Annotated in this window: 14 protein-coding genes, 1 tRNA gene and 1 other annotated feature; of the genes, 7 read left to right on the forward strand and 8 right to left on the reverse strand. The window is 51.0% G+C overall.

What is annotated here, in order from left to right:
* The first annotated feature begins 20 nt into the window (after positions 1–20).
* Positions 21–458: a peptide-methionine (R)-S-oxide reductase MsrB gene (gene msrB / locus CK797_RS06560; protein ID WP_104688960.1), complete on the forward strand. Its 438-nt coding sequence runs from the start codon at positions 21–23 to the stop codon at positions 456–458.
* 525 nt (positions 459–983) lie between these two features.
* Here the strand turns inward: msrB and CK797_RS06565 are convergent.
* The 4 genes from CK797_RS06565 to CK797_RS06580 are packed head-to-tail and all read right to left on the reverse strand — an operon-like array spanning position 984 to position 4,777.
* Complete coding sequence (locus CK797_RS06565; protein ID WP_104688961.1) at positions 984–2,126, reverse strand: ArgE/DapE family deacylase; 1,143 nt, start codon at positions 2,124–2,126, stop codon at positions 984–986.
* A gap of 38 nt (positions 2,127–2,164) precedes the next feature.
* Positions 2,165–2,872, reverse strand: a complete 708-nt coding sequence (locus CK797_RS06570) for a methionine ABC transporter permease (RefSeq protein WP_412458026.1) — start codon at positions 2,870–2,872, stop codon at positions 2,165–2,167.
* The gene (locus CK797_RS06575; RefSeq protein WP_104688963.1) at positions 2,847–3,911 is read right to left on the reverse strand and encodes a methionine ABC transporter ATP-binding protein; all 1,065 of its coding nucleotides are present in this window, start codon (positions 3,909–3,911) and stop codon (positions 2,847–2,849) included. The genes CK797_RS06570 and CK797_RS06575 overlap by 26 nt, the downstream gene beginning before the upstream one ends.
* A gap of 14 nt (positions 3,912–3,925) precedes the next feature.
* Positions 3,926–4,777 carry a MetQ/NlpA family ABC transporter substrate-binding protein gene (locus CK797_RS06580; RefSeq protein WP_104688964.1) on the reverse strand — a complete coding sequence of 284 codons (852 nt, stop codon included), beginning with the start codon at positions 4,775–4,777 and terminating at the stop codon, positions 3,926–3,928.
* 84 nt (positions 4,778–4,861) lie between these two features.
* Positions 4,862–5,106, reverse strand: a binding site (T-box leader).
* A 247-nt stretch (positions 5,107–5,353) separates the two neighbouring features.
* Here CK797_RS06580 and CK797_RS06585 point away from each other — a divergent pair.
* The 3 genes from CK797_RS06585 to CK797_RS06595 all read left to right on the forward strand — a co-directional run bounded on the left by CK797_RS06585 (position 5,354) and on the right by CK797_RS06595 (position 8,345).
* Positions 5,354–6,289 (forward strand): L-lactate dehydrogenase, encoded by a 936-nt coding sequence (locus tag CK797_RS06585; protein ID WP_104688965.1) that lies wholly within the window; start codon positions 5,354–5,356, stop codon positions 6,287–6,289.
* Positions 6,290–6,388: 99 nt separating this feature from the next.
* Complete coding sequence (locus CK797_RS06590; RefSeq protein WP_104688966.1) at positions 6,389–7,576, forward strand: MFS transporter; 1,188 nt, start codon at positions 6,389–6,391, stop codon at positions 7,574–7,576.
* 19 nt (positions 7,577–7,595) lie between these two features.
* Positions 7,596–8,345, forward strand: coding sequence for a sulfite exporter TauE/SafE family protein (locus CK797_RS06595; RefSeq protein WP_225365037.1), 750 nt, complete (start codon positions 7,596–7,598; stop codon positions 8,343–8,345).
* A 51-nt stretch (positions 8,346–8,396) separates the two neighbouring features.
* On the opposite strand, the gene nth is transcribed toward CK797_RS06595, so the two are convergent.
* A complete protein-coding gene (gene nth, locus CK797_RS06600) occupies positions 8,397–9,038 on the reverse strand; it encodes an endonuclease III (protein WP_104688967.1) in 642 nt (213 codons plus the stop codon).
* A gap of 298 nt (positions 9,039–9,336) precedes the next feature.
* On the opposite strand from nth, the gene CK797_RS06605 reads away from it, so the two are divergent.
* The 3 genes from CK797_RS06605 to CK797_RS06615 all read left to right on the forward strand — a co-directional run bounded on the left by CK797_RS06605 (position 9,337) and on the right by CK797_RS06615 (position 12,335).
* Positions 9,337–10,779: an APC family permease gene (locus CK797_RS06605; protein WP_104688968.1), complete on the forward strand. Its 1,443-nt coding sequence runs from the start codon at positions 9,337–9,339 to the stop codon at positions 10,777–10,779.
* Positions 10,772–12,118 carry an aspartate aminotransferase family protein gene (locus CK797_RS06610; protein WP_104689041.1) on the forward strand — a complete coding sequence of 449 codons (1,347 nt, stop codon included), beginning with the start codon at positions 10,772–10,774 and terminating at the stop codon, positions 12,116–12,118. Before CK797_RS06605 ends, CK797_RS06610 begins: the two co-directional genes overlap by 8 nt.
* 143 nt (positions 12,119–12,261) lie before the next feature.
* Positions 12,262–12,335: transfer RNA gene (locus tag CK797_RS06615), tRNA-Thr, on the forward strand.
* Positions 12,336–12,647: 312 nt separating this feature from the next.
* Here CK797_RS06615 and CK797_RS06620 read toward each other — a convergent pair.
* The 3 genes from CK797_RS06620 to CK797_RS06630 form a co-directional block, all read right to left on the reverse strand.
* Complete coding sequence (locus tag CK797_RS06620; RefSeq protein ID WP_104688969.1) at positions 12,648–13,448, reverse strand: SDR family NAD(P)-dependent oxidoreductase; 801 nt, start codon at positions 13,446–13,448, stop codon at positions 12,648–12,650.
* Positions 13,449–13,523: 75 nt separating this feature from the next.
* The gene (locus CK797_RS06625; protein WP_104688970.1) at positions 13,524–14,078 is read right to left on the reverse strand and encodes a hydrophobic protein; all 555 of its coding nucleotides are present in this window, start codon (positions 14,076–14,078) and stop codon (positions 13,524–13,526) included.
* 30 nt (positions 14,079–14,108) lie between these two features.
* Positions 14,109–15,455, reverse strand: a complete 1,347-nt coding sequence (locus tag CK797_RS06630) for a ClC family H(+)/Cl(-) exchange transporter (protein WP_412458027.1) — start codon at positions 15,453–15,455, stop codon at positions 14,109–14,111.
* Position 15,456: the final 1 nt, after the last annotated feature.

A 15,456-nucleotide genomic window follows, 5' to 3' on the forward strand; every position in this document is an offset into this window, starting at 1 on the left:
GAGAAAGGATGATTAATTAGATGACAGACAAGGATAAGGAGAAACTTCGTCAGCGTCTGACGCCGACCCAATATGCAGTTACTCAGGATGCTGCTACGGAGCGTCCATTTACCGGTCGCTATGACCGTTTCGACCAGCCGGGAATCTACGTCGATGTGGTCAGCGGTGAGCCGCTGTTCTCATCGCTAGACAAGTATGATGCTGGTTGCGGCTGGCCGTCTTTCACTAAGCCAATCGCCAAGCGGGTTGTCAGAGAGAAACGCGATCAGTCATTTGGCATGGAGCGCACCGAGGTCCGCAGCAGGCAGGCCGACTCCCATCTGGGGCACGTCTTCACGGATGGTCCGGTTGACCGGGGCGGACTACGCTACTGCATTAACTCTGCTGCCCTCCAGTTCATTCCAGTCGACGAGCTAGAACAGGCTGGCTATGGGGAGTATCGTCAGCTCTTTCAATAGAAAGTCAAAACGGCCACAGTAATGATCTTGAAAATCATCACTGTGGCCGTTTTAGTTATAAATGAATAATTGCTTAATTTAATTTAGATTATTGTTGGGGTTTACCACCTACAAACATCCCGGCAGCAGAAGCTATAATAATTCCAACAAAACTTACAACAGCAATCATGTTACTTAAAGCTGACATCATGGTAAACACCCTTCCTTTTCTAAATGCTTTGTTATCTCTCAACACCTTTATTATAGCAATTCTCGGCCATCGTGCTGATAATAATTGGCTAATTTTTTAATAAGCAAAACGGCGACAGAACTTATCGAATGCTTAGGAATGGTTAATGATTTATCATAATGTTCTCTGCGGGGACAAGTAGCTAATTTTAACCCATTTTCGAATAGTGAACGATCCCAAAAATTATCTGGGGCAATTTTCACTTTTTCATAAACAATTTGCGCTTTTTATAAAAGATTATCAACTAATAACAAAAAGGCCGATTTCTCATCAGCCTTTGGGGAGTTTATTAAATTCTAATTGAAGAAGTCACGGGCAATCTGCTTGTAGGCTTTGATTGCCGCCAGGTAACTGGGGATCGTGGTGCATTCATCGGTCTGGTGGGCCATATTCCAGGAGTCACAGCCGAGGACGACCACGGGAAGGTCTGGCCGATTGAGTGTGAAGACGCTGGCGTCGGTAGCACCGTTAATTGTCTTGAGCTCCACGTCATTCGGGTAGTTACGCTGGGCAGCGTGGAGAGCCAACTGAACGAAGTCATTGTCCGGCTCGGTCAGAATTGGTCCGAAGCTTTGGGTGATCTCCATTTCTAACTGGAATGGAGTTTGGTGATTGAGCTGGTCTATCAGATCGGTCAGGCGGGCCGTGACGGCCTGGTTATTAAAAACAGCAGTTGGCCGAATATTGCCGAAAAGCTGAGCCTGGTCAGGGATTGTGTTGGCCTGCTTGCCACCCTCAATAATGGTGATACTATGCTGAACCTTGCCTAGATACTGGTCATCAGCCACATCAGTAAAGAGAGCTCGCTCCTGCTCAATGAAGTGGAGCAGGCCGTCGATGGCGTTGATTCCCTGGTCAGGATGGGAACTGTGAACGGACTTACCGATGCTGGTAATTCGGTAGGTGATGCTGCCAGAGTGGGCGAATACAACGTTGCCGCCGGTCGGTTCCCCGACCACCAGGGCCGTCAATTTATCGGCTGCGCCCTGCTTCTCTAAGCGCCAAGCCCCAGGGGTCCCTAGTTCCTCACCTGCTGTGGCAATGAACTTGAGGGTCCCGGCCGGCAGATCCCCGGCCTCCTTTAACTCGATCAAGGCAATCACCTGAGCAGCCAGGCCGCTCTTCATGTCGGCAGCCCCCCGGCCGTAGATGTGGCCACTGACAACTTCACCGGCGAAAGGATCGTGTTGCCAGCGGCTCGCGTCTGGCACTGCTACCGTATCCATATGACCGGTAAAGCCAAGGATACGGGGGTCGGTACCTTCACCGATCTGGGCGATCAAGTTAGCGCGGCGGTCGCCAAAGGCATCGATGGTGACGTCAATACCGTGGGCTGAAAACAGCTTTTCCAAGTAATCTGCCACTGCAATCTCGTTGCCGTTGACAGAATGGATTCTAATCAGCTCTTGCAGGATGCGGACTTGTTCGTTGGTTTCCATAGTAATGCCTCCTTTATTGGGGGGTGAGTTAGAATGGATTAGCGAGTCTGGTGATCAAGCTTCTTGGCGATGAGGTCACCAACTACTTGAATAATCAGGACAAGCAGCAATACGAGCAGGGTAGCAACCAGGGTTACATCGTTGTTGAAGCGGTTGTACCCGTAAGAAATGGCGGTGTTCCCCAGGCCACCAGCACCGATAGCGCCGGCCATGGCAGTCAGGCCTACCAGGCTGATCAAGGTCACTGTGGAGACCCTGGTTAGTTCAGACCGGGCCTCGCGTAGGTAAACATCCACGATGATGTCCCAGTTGGTTGCGCCGATGGCCTCAGCCGCTTCGACCTTACCGTGATCAACACTTTCTAGGGCGACCTGAACCTGCCGGGCGTAGAAGCCGAACACACCGATGGTCAGTGGGACCAGGGCTGCAGTCGTTCCAATCTGGGTCCCAACCAGCAGCTGGGTGAATGGAGCGATGAAGGCCAACAGGATGATAAACGGGATGGCCCGGAAGATTGATACAATTTTATCACAGACGTTAAACCAAAATCTATTCTCAAGAATACCACCGGGTTCGGTGATTACCAGGGCGACCCCGAAGAGGAGACCGAGGATGCCACCAAATATTGCTGGCCAGAAGGTCATGTAGATGGTCTGAATGATTGAGGTTCCCCAACCGTTGTCACCACCCCAGCCGAGCTGAATTACGTTTGGTAAAAGATTACTCATTCCAAATCCTCCTATCATTAATCTTAGTTACGGTTACGTTGCTTTGCTTAAGGAAGTCGACAGCCTGGTCACGTTGGGCCTGGTCGCCCTTGACGATGATGAACAGGGTACCGACCGGCTGCCCACTGAGGACCTCGACGTTCCCATAGAGGATACTGGCCTCGACATTGAGACGTTTGTAGAGCTCAACGATGATTGACTGGGTCACGTTGTTGCCGTTGTAGACCAGCTGGAAGAGTTCTTCGTTATCGTTGAGGTGGTCAAGGTTGAAGGACTTAAGGGTATCGATAGCAGCCAGGGAGCCACCAACAAACTGCCGGGTCAATTCTTCCTTCGGTCGCAGGAAGACGTCCTGGAGAGCGCCTTTTTCGATGACTTTACCGTGTTCCATCACGGCGATCTTGTTGGCTACCCGTTTGACGGCGTCCATTTCGTGAGTGATTAAGACAACGGTCAGGCCGATTTTCTGATTGAGACTCTTCAAGAGGTCGAGAATTTGGTTGGTGTTCTGGGGATCCAGGGCCGAGGTGGCCTCGTCGGAGATCAGAATCTGCGGGTCGTTGGCTAGCGCCCGGGCGATTGAAACCCGTTGCTGTTCACCGCCGGAGAGCTGAACGGGGTAGAATTCGGCCTTATCCTTCAAGCCGACCAGGTCGAGCAGCTCCAAGGCCTTCTTCTCCTGAGCATCGCTGTCGAGGTTACTGTGCTTAAGGGCAAAGAGAACATTTTCAATCACCGAGGTTTCGTTGAGCAGGTTGAAGTGTTGGAAGATCATACCGATCTTACGACGCTTATTCTGTAATTCCTTATTAGAAACCTGCTGATGGTGGTCACTGAAGAAGGTGTCGCCAGCGACGATCACCGTCCCATCCGTTGGCTTTTGCAGGAGGTTAATCGTTCGTACTAATGTTGACTTTCCAGCCCCGGAGTAACCGACGATTCCGTAAATATCGCCGGGTTGAATTTCGAGGGAGACGTCTTGAACGGCGCGAACCACCTTTTTACCCTGCTTAAAGGTTACATTAATATTTTGTAGGTTAATGATTGGGTCTGCCATACAAAGTCCTCCTATTACTTATTGAAGTTCAGGTCCCAGGCTGGTAATTCAGCGGTGCCATAGTGCTTCTTGATGAATTGCTTCGTCTTTTCGGTCTGGTATGCTTTGACCACGTCTTGGTAGGTCTTCTTGTCCTTGTTGCTCTTCTTGGCAGCAATGATGTTGACCCACTGTTCGGAATCCTTGTTGATTGGTTCAACAAAAATAGCGGATTTGTAGTTGATTCCAGCGGCTTGGGCATAGTTGGTGTTGACCACCGCAGCGTCGACGTCTTTCAGGGAACGAGCGGTTTGTTCAGCGGCTAATTCCTTGAATTGGATGTGCTTAGGGTTCTTGGCAACAGAATTAGCACTAGCCAGGGTTGTTCCCTTCTTGAGGGTGATCAATCCGGCGTTCTTCAGGGCGAAGAGGGCCCGTGATTCGTTGGTGGCGTCGTTCGGTACGGCAACCGTGGCGTTGTCGGGCAGGTCCTTCAAGTTCTTGTACTTGTTGGAGTAGACTCGAATAGGGGTGATGTAGGTATCACCGACGGACACGATGTCAGTGTGGTGTGCCTTGTTCCAGCTTTTTAAGAAAAGCTTGTGCTGGAAGGCGTTTAGGTCAATGTCACCATTCTGCAGGGCCTTATTTGGCTGATTGTAGTCAGTGAAGTCCTTGGTCTTAACTGTGACGTGGTACTTATCCTTGGCGGTCTTGGCAACAGATTGCCATAGCTTGGCCTCGTTCTTGTCCCCGGACATGATCCCGACGGTTACCGTCCGTTGGCTCTCCTGACGGGGCCGAACAAAGCTGAAGTAGCCGGCAATGATAACCAGGATGGCGACAACCACCCAGATGATTGTTCTTTTCTTCTTTCGATTCCGCATAGTAATAACTCCCTTTCGTAATATCTTGCTGCATTAATTAATCAAGGTCGGTACTGGAAATGAAAAAAGCACCCGTCCCTTAAACTAAAGGACGAGTGCTTCGTGTTACCACCTTTATTCGCTGGACCGTCACCGACCCAGCCTCAGTAGGTTACTCTAACCTCAGTTAGAATTACCTAGCACGAATAACGTGTGCTAACCCGTTACTGGCTAATCACGATCGCCAGTACCATTCCAAGCCCATCTTCGGCAACGACACCTGCTCCTTCACACCAGCCAGAAGCTCTCTTGAAGGTTTAGTTGCTTACTCTGCTTTTCGATATGTTTAACTTTGATTAATTGATTATGGCTTTATTATAATAACTTTCTCATTGTTGTCAACACTTTTTATAACGAAAATCAATTTGAAAAGATGTCTACTATAAATACGATTGCTCTGAAAAATACTGCTCATTACTAGAGAGTGTGGACCATGACGGTGGGATAGTCGAAAGTTTATAGTGGGACTGGCGTTTAATGTTAAACCGTGCTATATTAAAATTCAATGAGATTGATTAGACGAAAGGGGTCTTAATAATGGCACGAAAAGTTGCAGTAATCGGAATGGGGCATGTCGGGTCAACCGTTGCCCACTACATCGTCGCTAATGGTTTTGCGGACGACCTGGTACTGATCGACACGAATGAGGCAAAGGCCAAGGCGGATGCCTTAGACTTCAAGGATGCGATGGCTAATCTACCGTTCCATACCAACATTGTTGTCAACGACTATGCGGCCCTCGCAGATACCGACGTGATCGTTTCCGCGGTCGGCAACATTAAGCTTCAGGATAATCCAAACGCGGATCGGTTTGCGGAGCTGCCGTTTACTCGAGATGCCGTTGCTGATGTTGCCCAAAAAATCAAGGATAGCGGCTTTAATGGTAAGATCGTAGTGATCACCAATCCAGTTGACGTGATTACCTCTCTCTACCAGAAGATCACCGGCCTGCCGAAGGGGCACGTCATTGGAACCGGGACCCTGCTGGACTCCGCCCGGATGAAGCGGGCGGTGGCCGATCGCTTACACGTTGATCCACGTTCCGTGGCTGGTTACAACCTCGGTGAACACGGAAACTCCCAGTTTACGGCCTGGTCGACGGTTAAGGTTCTTGACCAGCCGATCACCAAGCTAGCTAAGGAGAAAGGCCTTGATCTAGATGAACTGGACAAGGAGGCCAAGATGGGTGGCTGGACAGTTTTCCAGGGTAAAAAATACACCAGTTACGGGGTTGCCACCGCAGCAGTTCGCCTGGTCAACGTTATTCTTTCCAACGCCTTGACTGAACTGCCTGTTTCCAACTACCGAGCTGAATATGGCGTGTACCTGTCATACCCAGCGGTAGTTGGCCGCGATGGGATCGTTGCCCAGTCCCAGTTGGACTTGACAGAGGAAGAACTCAAGAAGCTCCAGACTTCAGCTGATTTTATCAAGGAAAAGTATGCGGAGAGCCTGGCTGCTACGAAAAAGTAGCCAAACAAGCTAAAAGGTGCTAAAGTAGTGATAAATATACTTAAGGGACTATGACGATTGTCGTAGTCCCTTTTCGTCTGAGAAAGGAAATAAGTAACAATGACCAAAGAAGTAAAAAGGATCATTGCCACCGTTATCTTTTGCGAGTTCCTAATCTGCTTGGGGATGAGCTTGATCTTCCCGGTAATGCCCTTTATCAAGAACGAATATGGTTTCTCGGCTTTCGACATGGGGGTAATGTCTTCTTTATTTGCCTTCGTCCAGTTCGTGGCCTCGCCGGTGGTCGGTCGGATCTCCGATAAGATCGGGCGGAAGCCAATGCTGGTGTGGGGCCTGTTGATCTTCTCTCTCGCCGAGTTTCTATTTGCAATTGCCCAGCACCTTTGGGCATTTGATATCTCTCGGGCGATCGACGGCCTATCGGCGGCAATGTTTGTGCCGACCTCGATGGCCTTGGCTGCCGATTTGACGACTGCCCGTCAGCGGGCAAAGGTAATCGGTTGGCTCTCGGCGGCTTTCAGTGGTGGTCTGATCCTGGGTCCTGGTCTGGGCGGTATCCTAGCTAATGTCAGTTATAAGTTTCCCTTCTGGGTTGCGGGTGCTCTGGGCCTGGTTAGTACCGTGGTGGCCTGGAGCCTCCTGCCCCGTGACAACGATGAACGTTTCCAGAGCACGACCAAGCATCCAGAAAACCAGTTGCTGGGGAGTACCTGGACCCAGCTGCGCCAACTGATGACCCCAGCCCTCATCACCCTGTTTGCAATGATCTTCGTGGCCGCTTTCGGCCTAGCGGGCTTTGAAAGTATCTACAGTCTCTACGTCAATGAGGTGCACCACTTCGACCTGGCAACGATCGCCCTGGTCCTGACACTGAATGGAATCATTTCCCTGATTCTCCAGGTTTTCTTCTTCGAGGGCCTGGTTCACTGGATGGGGGAGGTTCGATTGATTCGGTACAGCTTCTTCCTTAGTGTTGTGGGGACGGTTTTCGTGATCTATGACCATTCTCATTGGCAGCTGGTGGTGGCAACGCTGATTGTCTTTGAGGCCTTTGATATGCTGCGACCGGCGATTACTACCCTGCTGACTAAGATGAGCAGGAGCAACCAGGGACTGCTGAACGGGATCAATATGTCCCTGACCAGTGTTGGCAACATCATTGGTCCACTGATTTCGGGGGCTCTGCTGGACATGAACTACCAGTATCCGTACTGGGTGGTCATTGTCTTTCTGGCGGCCGCTTTTGTGATCACCTTTGGTATGAACCGCCTAGTGGTGCGAGATTGAAAAGGAGACTCGATAAAACTTGATAAGTAACCTGATTCTATTGATTACAGTTGGCCTGCTGGTAGGCATTTTTGTCATCTCTCTCGGTGGAGGTGGGGGTGCTATCTACCTGGGTGTCCTGACGGCTCTCTTCAGCCTGCCGCCCGCTACTGCTGCGGCCACTTCGATTGTGACCGCTCTGCCAGCGCTAGTTCTTGGCTCGTGGGCCTATTACCGACGGGGAATGATTGATTTCCACCTCGGCAACCGGATGCTGGTAGCGGCGATTCCCAGTATCTTCGTTGGTTTCTGGCTGTCACCCTGGCTGCCTGAGCAAACCTATAAGCTGGTGATCGGCCTGATCCTCGTTGCTCTGGGAATTCAGCTGATCTACAAGGTTTACCACCAGCCGGTTAGAAAGCAGGTAGCCTCCAAATGGGGGAGCGTAGCCTACGGGATTCTCGGTGGCCTGATGGTCGGTATCGCGGGGCTTAGTGGCGGCGGACCGATCACCGCTGGCCTGCTTTTATTGAATGTCAGAATGGCCAATGCTTCGGCTACTTCGGCTTATGTCTTGGTAGGGATGTCGGTTGTCGGTGCCATCTTACATCTGACTGGCGGGAGTGTTGACTGGGCAGCCGCTGGCGGATTGGTTGCAGGCTCGCTGGTTGGTGCGCTTTTGGCCCCACCAGTGATTCTTTGGCTGACCAGAAAGTCCCAACGAACTCTGATCATTAAACTGGTCCTCGGGATTATGCTGATTTTGATGGGGATTAAGACGACTATTTAGCGACAATAATAAAGGCGTCGTTAGTGAACAATCACTAGCGGCGCCATTTCTTTACATTACGTTATCTTGGCCGTACTTGCACATCGCCAGTAGCGGGCAGTGTTCGCACTTGGGGTTGCGGGCTGTACACTGGTAACGGCCCCAGAAAATCATGCTGTGGTGGGCATCCAGCCACTGGTCCTCCGGAACGGCTGCCATCAGCCGGTGTTCGATCTGGAGGAGGGTAGCCTTGGGTTCGACCATGGCTAACCGACGGGCCACCCTGCTGACGTGGGTATCAACGGCGAAGGCTGGGATCTTAAAGCACTCGGCCAGGACCACGTCGGCCACTTTGCGGCCCACTCCCGGCAGACTCATCAACTCTTTGCGGGTGTGGGGAACCGTCCCGCCAAAGTTATCAACAATGGCTCTGGAGCAGTTGACCAGGTACTTGGCTTTATTGCGATAAAGACCAAGGCGCTTAATGTAGGGTTCAACATCCTCTGGTTCTACTGCGGCCAAGTCGTTGGGACCCGGAAAACGCTGAAAAAGGGCAGGAGTAGTGAAGTTGACGGACTTATCGGTGGCCTGGGCGCTGAGAATGGTGGCGAGGAGGAAGTGGAAAGTGGTGTCGGCCTTCAAGGTGGTACTAGCGTTAGGAAAACTCTGACGCATGACCTGGATAGCCTGGCGGATTTCTTGGTCGGTGAGCATGAGAAGACTTCTTTCTATGAATATTCTTAGTTAAATTGTCGAGGGTTAGCCGATGTAAGTCAAGTTCTAGTAAAATGTGTATTAAAATATTTTCATTTTACGTGCTGGCGCTAGCTGACTAATCGCTAATATTCAAAATGGGGTTAACTAATAAATGAAAGCGATTACGCTTGACTATCGAATATTAGACTATTTAAAATTAATTAAATAAACATTTGACCTTAAGGAACGGAATTGGTAGAATAAATTAAAGTTTTTCTTATGATTCTAATAAAATTCTAATGAAGGAGGAAGAGTTATGAGTTTTTGGAAAACGATCACGCGGAAAGAAGATCCGCATGTTTACGAAAGCAAAGACGGCCATCTGGTCCGATCACTGCGGGTGCGGGATTTTCTAGCATTGGGTGTCGGAACCATTGTGTCGACCTCAATTTTCACTCTTCCCGGTGAAGTTGCTGCGATGCATACTGGTCCGGCGGTGGCCATCTCATTCCTGGTGGCGGCTATAGTAGCTGGGCTGGTTGCCTTTGCGTATGCCGAAATGGCGGCGGCGATGCCGTTTGCCGGGTCTGCATATTCCTGGATCAACGTTGTCTTTGGTGAATTTTTTGGTTGGATTGCCGGATGGGCACTGCTAGCCGAATATTTTATCGCCCTAGCCTTCGTTGGTTCTGGATTATCGGCCAACTTTCGGGCGCTGATTGCCCCCATGGGGTTGAAATTACCAGCTTCACTGTCAAATGCTTTCGGAACCGACGGCGGGGTTGTCGACCTGATCTCCGTTGTCGTTATTGCCTTGGTGGCCCTGTTGATTTCGTTTGGGGTTTCCCGGGCAGCCCGGGTAGAAAACATCCTGGTTGTCTTGAAGGTCTTCGCGGTCCTACTCTTCATTGTAGTTGGCTTATTTGCTATTAAGGCTACCAACTACGTTCCGTTTGTCCCAAAGTACCATGAAACTGCCAACGGTCCGTTTGGGGGCTGGCAAGGAATCTATGCTGGTGTCTCCATGATCTTCCTTTCCTACATCGGCTTTGACTCGATCGCGGCTAACTCGGCCGAAGCGGTTAACCCTCAGAAGACGATGCCACGAGGGATCCTTGGTTCTCTGGCTATCGCCGTGGTCCTATTCGTTGCTGTCAGTTTGGTCCTGGTCGGTATGCTGCCATACCAAAAGTACGCCAATAGTGCTGAGCCAGTCGGCCTGGCATTGCGGGCTGCCGGTCACGGTGGAGTGGCCGTGGTTGTCCAAACTATTGCTGTTGTTGGGATGTTTACTGCCCTAATCGGGATGAGCATGGCTGGTTCCCGGCTGATTTATTCCTTTGGGCGTGACGGTATGTTGCCAAAGTGGCTCGGTGGCCTTGATAAGAGCAACCGGCCTAATCGAGCATTATGGACGCTGACGATCGGTGGAATCCTGATCGGCGCCTTCTTCCCGTTCGCTTTTCTTTCCCAGCTGATTTCTGCCGGGACCCTGATCGCTTTCATGTTCGTTTCTCTGGGAATTTACGCTCTGCGGAAGCGGGAGGGGAAGGATATCGCCAACCCAGCCTTCAAGATGCCGCTTTATCCAGTGCTGCCAGCACTAGGATTCCTGGCCTCCCTGTTTGTCTTCCTTGGTTTAGACTACCAGGCTAAGCTATATGCGGGGATTTGGTTCATTCTTGGTCTGGTCATCTACTTTGCCTATGGAGTCCGACATTCCTACTTGAATAAGAAGGGAGCGGATGACCATGAGTGAAGAGAGTAATCGTCAGATTTTGGAAAAGGAGCAGGCGGCCTTTGCGACGGCGGCCCGTATTAAGTACTATGACATTGTGATTGACCATGGGCACGGGGCCATTATCACTGATGTTGAGGGCAACGACTACATTGACCTCTTGGCCAGTGCAAGCTCGACTAACACTGGGCACGCCCATCCTAGGATCGTTAAGGCCATTCAGGAGCAGGCTGCTAAGATCATCCAGTACACGCCGGCATACTTTGCCAATTCACAAGCAGCGCGGCTCGCACCACGCTTGGCGGCTCTGGCACCGATGAGCGGTCCGGTTGAGGTAGCCTGGGGGAACTCTGGCTCAGATGCTAACGATGCCATCATTAAATTTGCCCGGGCTTACACCGGTCGACCTTACATGGTTTCCTTCACAGGAGCCTATCACGGGTCGACCTATGGTTCCATGACCCTTTCTTCCGTTACCCTGAACATGAGTCGGAAGATGGGGCCGCTTCTTCCTGGGGTGGTCAAGGTACCATTCCCATCACCATGGGACCGCCTTCCGGATGAAAGTGAGGACCAGTTTGTAAATCGGATGTTTGCGGCCTTCAAGCAGCCATTTGAGACCTACCTGCCGGCCGAGGAGACTGCGGCAATTTTAATCGAGCCAATTCAAGGTGACGGGGGAATCATCAAGACTCCGCCAGCCTTTATGCAGAAGGTTTATGATTTTGCCAAGGAACATGGGATTCTCTTTACTATCGACGAGGTCAACCAGGGAATGGGGCGGACTGGCAAATGGTGGTCCATTCAGAACTTCCCAGGGATTGAGCCTGACTTGATGTCCGTTGGTAAGTCCCTGGCTTCGGGGATGCCGCTGAGCGCAATCGTCGGCCGTAAGGATATTATGGAATCCTTGGGGTCTGCTGCTAATGTCTACACCACGGCGGGGAACCCGGTTACGACCGCGGCGGCTAACGCTACCCTGGACGTGATCAAGGACGAACACCTGCTGGAACGCTCGACCCGATTGGGTAAGAAAGCGACGGACTTCTTTAGCCAGGAGAAGGCTAAGTACGACTTTATCGGCGACGTTCGGATGTATGGCTTGGATGGCGGAATTGATATCGTCAACCCAGCCACAGGTGAGGGGGATGTAGTTGCCACCACTAAGCTGATGTACCGGATATTTGAACTTGGGGCGATTATCATTAGTTTGCGGGGAAGCATCCTGCGTTTCCAACCACCGTTAGTAATCAGCGATGACCAGCTCGATCAGGCCTTTGGGATGATTGACCAGGCCTTCAGTGAATTGGCGGCTGGCAAGCTCGCTTTGCCAAGCAACGCTGAGGAACTTGGCTGGTAACAATTGAAACCCAGTAAGATACGGGTAGCTAGTATTAGCAAGCCTGTTAAAATGACTCTTAACGTTCGAGTGTTCGAATGTTGGGAGTCGTTTTTACTTAGGCTAATTTGCCTTTTGTCCAGTGCTTCAGTTATACTTTAAACGCCGCCTTAGCTCAGATAGGTAGAAGCACATCCATGGTAAGGGTGACACGGCAGTTCGAGCCTGCCAGGCGGCTTATGGGATTGAAGAAAATATTTAACTGGAGTGTATGATCATAAGCAGTGGGTTCTTATAAGAAAGGAACCTGGTAATGACTACAACTCTATACGAGGAACGTTGGTCACGTTGATAGGCAAGAAACCTTGTCAGCACGATTACTACTGCGGGCTGGCATCTTCACTTTATCAGTGATAACCGCTTGAAAGCCGGGGCTGTCGGAAGAACACATTTGATACCAAAGCCTGTGCGGGAATTCCCCAGTCTGAGGTGAGCACAGAATAAATTATTGTATATAAAAAAGGAGAGGCGTTGTGCTTCTCCCTTTTTATTATGGCCGCTGGCCGAGACCCCCTTCTAGGGTGATCGTCTCCCCAGTCATATATTTGAAATCCGGTGAGGCTAGCTGAACGCAGACCCGGCCGATCTCTTTTTCGGCATTGCCAAAATGACCCATTGGCGGGACATGAACGTTGGCCTTGAAAGCGTCCGGGAAGGCTTCTTTGAACTGTTCCAGCTTAGCCGTCCAGGCAAGCGGGCAGACAATGTTGACGTTGACATTGTCCTTGGCCCATTCTGTGGCAGCCACTCGGCTCATCCCCCGAATGCCTTCCTTAGCGGCGGCATAGGCACATTGGCCGTAGTTGCCGAAGAGACCGGCGCCGGACGCAAAGTTGATCACGCTGCCCTGAGTCTTCTTGAGGTAAGGATAGCAGGCTTTCATGTAGTAGAAAGCGGCATACAGTCCAGAATAGATGGCAAGGTCAAACTGGTCGCTGGTGTGATCAGCCAGGGTCACCCCGGAAGCCGAAGCCTGGGCGTTATTAATCAAGACATCTAACCGGCCGAATTCCTTGATTGCCTGGTCAACAACATTTTGGACGACTGCTTCGTTATCCGCGTGGACGTTGATATCGGCAACCACAGGTAGGACCTGGATCCCGTACTCCTTCTCCAACGCATCCTTGGCGGCGGTTAGTTTAGCCTTGTTTCGGCCAGTGATGACCAGATTGGCCCCTTCTTTGGCGTAGGCGGTCGCAATCCCGTAGCCGATTGATCCGCTCTGACCATTGCTGAGGACGACCCGGCCAGCCCCAGTGATCAAGGCTACCTTATTTTTTAGGAAACTCATCTATTCTACCTCCATATAAAATTATTTGTACCATTATTTTAACATTGGCAAAACAGCTGAATAATTAAACCTTTGTTAACTTTTTCGGTGCCGGCGGGCCACCGCCTGCCGAATCTTCGGGTACTTGACTAACAGAGTGATGCCATAGGCAAAACTGGTGGCAACGGTCAGTACCCAGACAAACCATTCGTTACTGAAGCTGAAGAAGGCAATTGATGAGAGATCCTTCAATATTTCTTTAACCAGCTCCTGGACGACCGCATTACCGTTGATGCTGGCCTGGTCGGTAAACTCAATGGCAATGTCGATGACAAAGACGATAATCCAGCCGAACAAGTAGGGCCAGTTCCGCTTGACTTTAATGATTGGCCGGCCATAGCGGTCTTGTTCGTGGGTGTCGGTAACAGTTACTTTTGTGGCCTGGAAAAGTCCAATGAGGATGCCGACGACTAGGAGGATGGCGGTTAGGATCAGCTTATGATTGAAGTTCTCTTCAGCCAGGGAACAGATCATCATGACTAGTGCATAGCTGGGGATGATGACCAGACTCTTCCGAGTAACAGCCTCGGCTTCGAAGGTTCCGCGGATAAACGAATAGATTAATAAGACGAATAGGATAATCGGCCACATGGCGGTACGCTCCTTAGATTTTGATTAGACTCAGTTTTTAAACACCATCTGCTGACGGAGAGCATTGTAGATTGATGGCCGGGCACCGAGCAGCATGCTGACGTAATAGGCAATGAAAGTCAGCATCATCATTGGGAAGATCTGCTGGATTGATCCCACCATTTCGGTGACCAGCAGGATCGCGGAGAACGGCGCCCCCTCGGCGGCTCCAAAGAAGGCAGCCATGCTGATGGCGATAATATTTAAATAGCAACTGGCCGGGATAATACCGGCGTGGATCATGGTAATGCCGGCAATTGCCCCCAGAACGCTGCCAAGGACGAAAATTGGCATGAAGATTCCCCCGGGAACTGTTGATCCGTAAGCAAGCATGGTGCCGCAGAACCGCAGGACAAAGAAAAATATCATCATCCCCAGCAGCGGTGCCCAATTGGCATGAAGGCTCGTGTCAGCCACGTACATGATGAAGTTGTGGCTTCCCCCAAGAATGTGGGGATTCCACAGGCCGACCGGGATGACCAGAAGGAGAGGCAGGATGCTGTGGTAGTAGTCAGGCAACAGCGGGAACTTCCGGTACCAGTATTTGAGGCTAAAGATGAAGTACTGGAAGAGAAAGGCAAATCCACCGAGGATCAGCCCGAGTACGATCAGCCAGGGGTAGACCCGTACTGGCAGTTCCAACTTGATCGGCAAATAGAGGCAGGGTGTGGTACCGAAGAAGAGAAAGGTGACCGCATCGGCCGCAATCGCTGCAATGAAGGCAGTCACCCAGATCTTATTCTTAAAATGATGGGTGATCTCTTCTAATAGGAAGACCGTCCCGGCCAGTGGAGCACTGAAGGCAGCGGATAAGCCGGCAGCCACGCCACACTGAAGCAGCAGGTACTCGTCCTCCTTGTTTAGCTTGAAGACCTTTTCTGATAAACCCTGCCCGATGCAGGCGCCAATTTGGATACACGGCCCTTCACGACCGAGAAAGAGACCTGGGCAAATGGTCAGTAGGCCGCTGACAAACTTGCGCCAAAGGACAGTCCACCACTTCATCCTATGCTGCCCGAGCAGGATCGCCTCGATCTGGGGGACCCCGGAGCCAACCAAATCGGTGAGGTCTACCTTAATCAACTGGCCAATCAGCCATGAAACAAGGATAGTGCCTAGAATATAGGGGATCAGCCAGACTGGGTGCTGGTTGAGAAAGGGATAAACGACAGTCAGCAGGTGAAGAGTCTGATCGATGATCCAACGGAAGATGCTGACCACGAGCCCGGTGACCAGTCCGACCGTGATCCCGGCCCAGATGTACTTAAGAAATGGGGCTGAGAATGGTTTGGCAAGGATATCCTTAGCCCGATGATAGTGCGTGTGTGAATTATTCAAT

Origin of the sequence: Limosilactobacillus pontis (assembly GCF_002940945.1) — a bacterium.
In the GTDB taxonomy this organism is placed as follows: domain Bacteria; phylum Bacillota; class Bacilli; order Lactobacillales; family Lactobacillaceae; genus Limosilactobacillus; species Limosilactobacillus pontis_A.

Bases quoted from the DNA above. Each gene is read 5' to 3' on its own strand.
- CK797_RS06610 (WP_104689041.1), top strand. From the start codon at position 10,772: ATGAGTGAAGAGAGTAATCGTCAGATTTTGGAAAAGGAGCAGGCGGCC.
- CK797_RS06625 (WP_104688970.1), bottom strand. From the start codon at position 14,078: ATGTGGCCGATTATCCTATTCGTCTTATTAATCTATTCGTTTATCCGC.
- CK797_RS06575 (WP_104688963.1), bottom strand. From the start codon at position 3,911: ATGGCAGACCCAATCATTAACCTACAAAATATTAATGTAACCTTTAAG.
- CK797_RS06565 (WP_104688961.1), bottom strand. From the start codon at position 2,126: ATGGAAACCAACGAACAAGTCCGCATCCTGCAAGAGCTGATTAGAATC.
- CK797_RS06605 (WP_104688968.1), top strand. From the start codon at position 9,337: ATGAGTTTTTGGAAAACGATCACGCGGAAAGAAGATCCGCATGTTTAC.
- msrB (WP_104688960.1), top strand. From the start codon at position 21: ATGACAGACAAGGATAAGGAGAAACTTCGTCAGCGTCTGACGCCGACC.
- nth (WP_104688967.1), bottom strand. From the start codon at position 9,038: ATGCTCACCGACCAAGAAATCCGCCAGGCTATCCAGGTCATGCGTCAG.
- CK797_RS06585 (WP_104688965.1), top strand. From the start codon at position 5,354: ATGGCACGAAAAGTTGCAGTAATCGGAATGGGGCATGTCGGGTCAACC.
- CK797_RS06580 (WP_104688964.1), bottom strand. From the start codon at position 4,777: ATGCGGAATCGAAAGAAGAAAAGAACAATCATCTGGGTGGTTGTCGCC.
- CK797_RS06570 (WP_412458026.1), bottom strand. From the start codon at position 2,872: ATGATAGGAGGATTTGGAATGAGTAATCTTTTACCAAACGTAATTCAG.
- CK797_RS06620 (WP_104688969.1), bottom strand. From the start codon at position 13,448: ATGAGTTTCCTAAAAAATAAGGTAGCCTTGATCACTGGGGCTGGCCGG.
- CK797_RS06590 (WP_104688966.1), top strand. From the start codon at position 6,389: ATGACCAAAGAAGTAAAAAGGATCATTGCCACCGTTATCTTTTGCGAG.